This window comes from Nocardia testacea NBRC 100365 (genome assembly GCF_000308775.1).
Lineage (GTDB): Bacteria > Actinomycetota > Actinomycetes > Mycobacteriales > Mycobacteriaceae > Nocardia > Nocardia testacea.
The window spans coordinates 19,939-26,943 of the sequence record NZ_BAGJ01000158.1; the positions used below are offsets into that span (position 1 = coordinate 19,939).

6 protein-coding genes and 1 pseudogene are annotated in these 7,005 nt (G+C 70.3%); 5 read left to right on the forward strand and 2 right to left on the reverse strand.

Going from position 1 to position 7,005, the window contains the following annotated elements; all coding sequences use genetic code 11:
- The first annotated feature begins 111 nt into the window (after window positions 1–111).
- The 4 genes and pseudogenes from cobF to ON38_RS38225 form a co-directional block, all read left to right on the forward strand.
- Window positions 112–852: a precorrin-6A synthase (deacetylating) gene (gene cobF / locus ON38_RS21670; RefSeq protein ID WP_039826759.1), complete on the forward strand. Its 741-nt coding sequence runs from the start codon at window positions 112–114 to the stop codon at window positions 850–852.
- A 36-nt stretch (window positions 853–888) separates the two neighbouring features.
- The gene (locus ON38_RS21675; RefSeq protein WP_030522379.1) at window positions 889–1,134 is read left to right on the forward strand and encodes a DUF2630 family protein; all 246 of its coding nucleotides are present in this window, start codon (window positions 889–891) and stop codon (window positions 1,132–1,134) included.
- Window positions 1,135–1,142: 8 nt separating this feature from the next.
- The gene (locus ON38_RS21680; protein WP_039826760.1) at window positions 1,143–2,636 is read left to right on the forward strand and encodes a dihydrolipoyl dehydrogenase family protein; all 1,494 of its coding nucleotides are present in this window, start codon (window positions 1,143–1,145) and stop codon (window positions 2,634–2,636) included.
- Between the two features lie 68 nt (window positions 2,637–2,704).
- Window positions 2,705–4,199, forward strand: a pseudogene (locus ON38_RS38225) (carboxylesterase/lipase family protein); the annotation flags it as partial.
- A 314-nt stretch (window positions 4,200–4,513) separates the two neighbouring features.
- Here the strand turns inward: ON38_RS38225 and ON38_RS21690 are convergent.
- Complete coding sequence (locus ON38_RS21690) at window positions 4,514–5,380, reverse strand: Fpg/Nei family DNA glycosylase (protein WP_039826761.1); 867 nt, start codon at window positions 5,378–5,380, stop codon at window positions 4,514–4,516.
- A gap of 9 nt (window positions 5,381–5,389) precedes the next feature.
- Entirely contained in the window at window positions 5,390–5,926 is a 537-nt protein-coding gene (locus tag ON38_RS21695; RefSeq protein WP_039826771.1) for a potassium channel family protein, read from the reverse strand.
- A gap of 278 nt (window positions 5,927–6,204) precedes the next feature.
- Between ON38_RS21695 and ON38_RS21700 the strand changes: the two genes are divergently transcribed.
- Window positions 6,205–6,861, forward strand: coding sequence for a maleylpyruvate isomerase N-terminal domain-containing protein (locus ON38_RS21700; RefSeq protein WP_039826762.1), 657 nt, complete (start codon window positions 6,205–6,207; stop codon window positions 6,859–6,861).
- Window positions 6,862–7,005 lie beyond the last annotated feature (144 nt).

The following is a 7,005-nucleotide window of genomic DNA, read 5'->3' on the forward strand; positions in this document are numbered from 1 at the left end:
GACAACGTGCGGCGATGCCGTCCCGATGGGGCTACACCCTATCGATTCGTGCGAGCGCCCTCTCGGAACACCCGGCGCCCGGCCCGCCTCCCCACCTGCCAAGCTGACCCCATGCGCAGGCTGTATGTGATCGGTATCGGTGCCGGGGACCCCGACCAGGTGACGATGCAGGCGGTCAAGGCCCTCCGGGAGGTCGACGTCTACTTCGTGATCGGCAAGGGCGTGGAGAAACGCGAGCTCGTGGCGGTGCGCACCGCGATCCTCGCCGAACACGCCGACCGCCCCCATCGGATCGTGGAGATCCCCGATCCGCCCCGCGACCGGGATCCCGCGGATTATCGCGGCACGGTGCTGGACTGGCACGAACGGCGATCGGTGCTGCTGGAGGAGGCGTTCGCGGCCCACGAGGGGGTGGGCGCGATCCTGGTCTGGGGTGATCCCGCGCTCTACGACTCCACCCTGCGCATGGTGGAACGGGTGCTGGCCCGGGGCGCGCTGCACTTCGATTACACCGTGATCCCGGGGGTCACCAGTGTGCACGCCCTCGCGGCCCGGCACCGGACCGTGCTGCACCGGGTCGGCGAGCCGGTGCACATCACCACCGGGCGCCGCTTGCGCGAGGAAGGACTGGGCGCCGGATCCACGGTGGTCATGCTGGACGCCGACTGCGCGTTCACCACCGTCCCCGGCGACACGTTCATCTGGTGGGGCGCCTATCTCGGGATGCCCGACGAAGCCCTGATCGCCGGCCGGGTCGACGAGGTCGCCGGCGATATCGTGCGGCGGCGGACGCGGTTGCGGGAGCGCAAAGGCTGGATCATGGACATCTATCTGCTGCGACCCGCTGAATGACCCGGTGATCGGCACCGGGGTCGTAGCATGGTCGGCATGACCGAACAGGACATACTCGGGCGGATCAAGGATCTCGTCGACCACGAGCACGACCTGCGGTCCCGGGCCTCGCGCGGGGAACTCGATCCCGACGTGGAGCGGCGGCGACTGGCCGAACTGGAGGTCATGCTGGATCAGTGCTGGGATCTGCTGCGGCAGCGGCGGGCCCGCATCGATCGCGACGAACCGCCGGACGAGGCCCAGCCGCGATCGGCGGGTCAGGTCGAGGGTTACCTACAGTAGGGAGCCCGATGCCCGACAACGACAGCGACGCCACTGCGGACAGTGGGGTCGCCGAATACGATGTCATCGTCCTCGGCGGCGGCCCGGCCGGGGAGAACGCGGCCGCCTACGCCATCGCGGGCAGCGACCGCACCGCGGCGATCGTCGAACCGGAGAAGGTCGGTGGCGAATGCTCGTACTGGGCCTGTATCCCGAGTAAGGCACTGCTGCGTCCGGGCCATGTGCTGGGAGCCGCGCTGGGGCTGCCCGGTATCGAGGCCGAAGGGCCCGATATCGCCGAAGTGCTGCGCCGCCGCGACGAATTCGTCCATGCCCACAACGGCGACCACGACGATTCGAGTCAGGTCGAGTGGGCGGTCCAGCAGGGTATCGAGGTGATCCGCGGCGCCGGCCGGCTCGACGGGGAACGCCGGGTGCGCGTGGGCGACCGGGTACTGCGCGCCCGCTCGGCGGTCGTGCTGGCCACCGGCACCCACGCGGCCGTCCCGGACGTCCCCGGCCTGCGCGATGCCCTGCCCTGGACCTCCCGCGACGCCACCAATCTGCACGAGATCCCCAAACGCGTGATCGTGATCGGCGGCGGTGTGGTGGCCTGCGAGGCCACCACCTGGCTCTCGGCGCTCGGCGCGGAGGTCACCGTGCTGGTCCGCGGCGACCGGCTGCTCACCGGCGTGGAACCGTTCGCCGGGGAGTACGTCGCCTCCGCGCTCACCGCGCAGGGGGTGCAGATCCGGTTCGGGACCCGGCCCCTGCGGGTGACGCGACCGGCGGCCGCCGACCACGGCGAGGGCCGGATACACGGGGGCGCCGTCACAGTGCACGCCCAGGGGCCGGATGGGGAGACCACGCTCGTCGCCGACGAGATCGTGGTGGCGGCGGGTCGGGTGCCCAATACCGACGGGATCGGCCTGGAGACGGTGGGCCTGCCCGGTGGGTACGTCGAGGTCGACGATCAGCTGACGGTGGCCGGCGTACCCGGAGAATGGCTGTACGCGGTCGGCGATATCAACCACCGTGCCGCACTCACCCATATGGGCAAGTACCAGGGCCGGGTGTGCGGGGATGTCATCTCCGCACGCGCCGCGGGCCGGTCGCTGAGCGGTCCGCGCTACCGGGCCGCCGCCGACCACCACGCGGTACCGCAGGTGGTGTTCACCGACCCCGAGGTCGCCGCCGTCGGACTCACCGCCGACGCCGCCCGGAAGGCCGGCCACGAGATCCGCACCGTGGAACTGGATATCGCGGTCGCAGGTTCGGCGCTGGCCCGCGACGATTACACCGGCCACGCGGCACTGGTGATCGATACCGCCACCGACACCCTGCTCGGCGCCACTTTCGTGGGTCCCGATGTCGGCGAGCAATTGCATGCCGCCACCATCGCGGTCGCCGGGCGCGTCCCCCTGGACGCCCTGTGGCACGCAGTGCCCGCTTTTCCCGCGATCAGCGAATTCTGGCTACGGCTGTTGGAGACCGATAGGTCGTCGTTACGATCGGCGGTATGAGCGAGTCAGGCCCGGAGGCGGCAGCGGAGCGGAACCACGGAGGGCCCTCGCTCATACCCACTGGACGCGTGAGCGCTACCGAACAGGTCACGACCACGGACGGTGTGGTCCGCGGACGCCGCGGCCGGCGCGTGATGTACTGGCGGTCGCTGCCGTACGCCGCGCCACCCGTCGGTGACCTGCGGTTCCGTTCACCCCAGCCGGTGCAGCCGTGGACCGATGTCCGCGACGCCACCTATTTCCGCGCCGCCGGAATCCAGCCGACCTTCGGGGTGCGGCTGGGTCCGCGCAAGCTGCAGGAGATGAGCGAGGATTCGCTGACACTGAATGTCGTGGCGCCCGCCACCGCTTCGGTGCGGCCGCGACCGGTACTGGTGTTCATCCACGGCGGCGGCTATCTCTTCGGCACCTCGGCGCTGCGCCTCTACTCCGGTGTCCAGCTGGCGGCCGACGGCGATGTGATCGTGGTGTCGATCAACTACCGGCTCGGCGCGTTCGGGTACGCGGATTTCAGCGAGTTCTCCACGCCGGACAGTCCCTACGACTCCAATCTCGGTCTGCGTGACCAGATTGCGGCGCTGCGCTGGGTGCGGGCCAATATCGCCGAATTCGGCGGCGACCCGGACAATGTGACGATCTTCGGCGAATCCGCCGGTGCCCACGCGGTATTGAGCCTGCTGGCGACGCCTTCGGCGGAGGGCCTGTTCCGCCGCGGTATCGCGCAGAGCCCACCCGCGGACTGGGGGTTGACAGTCGCCGAATCGCGCGAGTTCGCCCGCCGCATCCTCGACCGGCTCGGTATCGCCCCCGAGGACGCCAATCACGCGCTGCGCGCCGCCGATCCGCACGATATCCGCCGTGCGTTCAACCGGGCGTCGAATGCGGCGATGACGGAATTCCCGGGGTTCTTCCCGGCCGCGCCGGTCGCCGACGGCGAATTGTTGCCGCGCACTCCGATCGACGCCTTCATCGAAGGCCACACCCACCGGGTCCCGCTGATCATCGGCACCTGCCGTAACGAGGGCGCCCTGTTCAACCGCTTCACCGATACCCTGCCCACCCGCCCGGAACGCCTCAAGAAGGCACTGTCGACCGCCGGACCCGACCTCTATCCCCCGGGTGTTCTCCCTCTATCCGGGCTTCCCGGCCGAACAGGCCGCGATCCGCGCGGGCGGCGACTACTTCTTCTGGCGGCCCTCGGTGGCGGTGGCGGAAGGGCACAGCCGCCACTCCCCCACCTATGCCTACCGCTACGATTTCGCGCCCCGGCTCCTCCAGCTCTACAAAATGGGCGCCACGCACGCGACCGACCTGCTGGCGACCTTCGGCAGTGTCTACGAACCGTGGAGCCGGGCCCTCACCGCCGGCGGTAGCCGTCGCGGTCTGCTCGCGGTGACCCGCCAGGTCCAGAACAACTGGCTGCATTTCGCCCGCACCGGCGAACCGTTACCGTCCTGGCCGCGCTACACCGAAGAGGAGCGCAGCACGCTCATCATCGACGCGCCGGGGCGGGTGGACCACGACCCGGACAGCGCCCGCCGCAAGCTGTGGGCGGGCGTCCGCGCACCGCAGCTGGTTCCGTCCGGGGTCGGCACGGCGGGTACGACTGTTCGGTCCGGCGACGCGGAGGCCGGGGCCGAAGGCGAGGGGACGCTGCTCGACGCCGTCGCCGCCGACCACCCGATCGCCGCGACCGCCGCGGACGCGGTCGCGCGGGTCGTGGACGAAGTCTCCGACGGTGCCGGCGATCCGGCACCGGAAGATGCCGAAGCCGATCCGAAACGGACCGACTGAATCCGTGTCCGGCACTGTTGTGCGGGTGCGGCGCGCCTCCGCTCCGGGCGAGCGGACGAGCCGAGGCGGGACCGGGGCGCAGCCTATTTCAGCAGGCGTGACATCCGGCGGTCGGCCAGGATCTTGCCACCGGTCTGGCAGGTCGGGCAGTACTGGAACGACCGATCGGTGAACGCGACCTCGCGAACGGTATCCCCGCACACCGGGCAGGGCATGCCGGTGCGGGCGTGCACCCGCATACCCGAACGCTTCTCGCCCTTGAGCCGGGCGGCGTCCTGCCCGACCGACCGCGCCACGGCATCGGCCAGCACCGTGCGCATCGCCGCGTACAGGTCGGCGACCTTCGCCGCCGACAGCGTCTTCGCCGTGGCGAAGGGCGAGATCTTGGCGGTGTGCAGGATCTCGTCGGAATAGGCGTTGCCGATGCCGGCGAGCACGGTCTGATCGACCAGCACGTTCTTGATCCGCCCCGGTGCGGCGGCCAGCAGTTCGGCGAACTCGGTCTCGGTGATTGCGAGCGCGTCGGGCCCCAGCCGCGAGATGCCCGGTACCTGCGCCGGGTCGTTCACGATATAGACCGCGAGGCGCTTCTTCGTGCCCGCCTCGGTGAGGTCGAAGGCCGGGGTGGCGCCCTCGGGTGTGAAGAAGTGCACCCGCAGCGCGAGCGGACCGCGACCCGGCCTGGGCGGGCTCACGCTCGGGTTGTCGGTCCAGCGCAGCCAGCCCGCCCGGGACAGATGGGTGATCAGCCACAGACCACCGCAATCCATACCGAGGAATTTCCCCCATCGCCCGGCGCCGGTCACATCCCGCCCCGACAGCGCCGTCACCGGCGGATCGAAGGTTTTGATCGCGCTGAGCGCCGCCACATCGATCCGCCCCACCACCGCGCCGACCGCGTGCTCCCGCAGGAACTGCGCCAGCGCCTCCACTTCCGGTAGTTCGGGCACGGGCTCAGGCTACCGGTGCCCACCGACATCCGTGCGGTCCAAACGCCGGGTGATTCCGGTCGTGGTCACGGCCAGCAACGTGCCGATCACCACCAGATCGAAGGCCATCTGCACCGTGGTCGCTATCCGGGCGGCCTGCCCGACCGGATGCACATCACCGAACCCGACGGTGCCCAGGGTCGCGACGGTGTAGTACAGCGCGTCGTTGCGGGTGCGCAACTCGGCGAACTGGCCGGGCTGGCGGAGCTCGAGGATGTAGTAGAACAATGCGAAGAACACCACGACGAGGGTGATCAGGAAAAGCAGCCCGTCGACACGGCGGCCCGTATCGTCGCTCGCGGCCAGGAACTGACCGATCCGGCGATAGGCCAGCCAGCACAGCCCGGCCACCCCGGCGACGAATGCCACCGACGTGACCACCCTGGTGGGCCAGAAGCCGGGGAGTTCCAGGCCGACCGGCACGAAGTAGTAGAACAGCAGCGCGGACAGCACTGTCCCCGCGTTCCGCCACAGATGCGCACGGCCGCCGATACGTCGAGAACCCATGCGGTCATGATCTGCCCCCGCGGCCGCCTCCACGGCCGGGCACGCCGAGCCGCGTACCGATTGCTCTCGCACGTCTTCGCCGAAGCCACTGGTCACAGCCACACCGTGCATACCGGTCGGGTCAGTCGATCACCGTGCGCAGAGCGACCCTGAGCGCGAGCCGGCGGCGTACGGTGATTCGGTTCGCCGGTACCGCGGACTCGCCCGAAACCGCGTCCGGACCCGCCCCCGACCGGGAAACCACACACGACAGGGGACGGCGCTGCTAGCTTGCGGCGGTGGATCACTTCTCACACTCGTGGACAGCGTTGCGCACGGCGGTCTCCGAACTCGCGGACGAGGACTTCGGCCGGCCGTCGGGATGTACCGGCTGGCTCGTCCGGGATCTGGTCTGCCACCTGATCATCGACGCCCAGGATGTGCTGATCACCCTGGTGACACCCACCGACAAGGAACCCACGCGCGACGCGGTGACGTACTGGGATATCGCCGAGACCCCGCCGACCGGCGACGACCCGCTCGACGCCCTGACCGTCCGGCTGGCCGCCGCCTACGGCGAGCCGCGGCTGCTGGAACTCCACCTCGACGATGTCGGCTCGGCCGCCGGGCGCGCGGCCGTTCTCGCCGACCCCGATCAGCGGGTGAGCACGCGCGACGAGGTCCTCACCACCGGTGACTACCTGTCCGCCTACGTCCTGGAGTGGACGCTGCACCACCTGGATCTGGTCGCCCATCTCCCGCATGCCGGGCAGCCGCCCGGAGAATGCCTAACCCGTTCGAGGGAGCTGCTGGAGCGCATCGCCGGAACCGCCTTCCCCCCGGCATTCTCCGACCGGGACGCCCTGTTGATCGGCACGGGCCGCCGCGCCGCGACGGCGGACGAACAGGCCGCATTGGGCGAGTCGGCCGTAAAACTGCCGCTCGTCCTCGGTTGAGCGACGCCGTGGTAACGCGCAGGGCGGACCGGCGGCCGTCGGTATCGGGTGCCCGGATACCGACGGCCCGCCCGAGCGCACCACCGAACCGCGACCCGGTCGGCCACCCTGTGCAGGAGCCGCCGACCGCGCGTCGACCCGGGC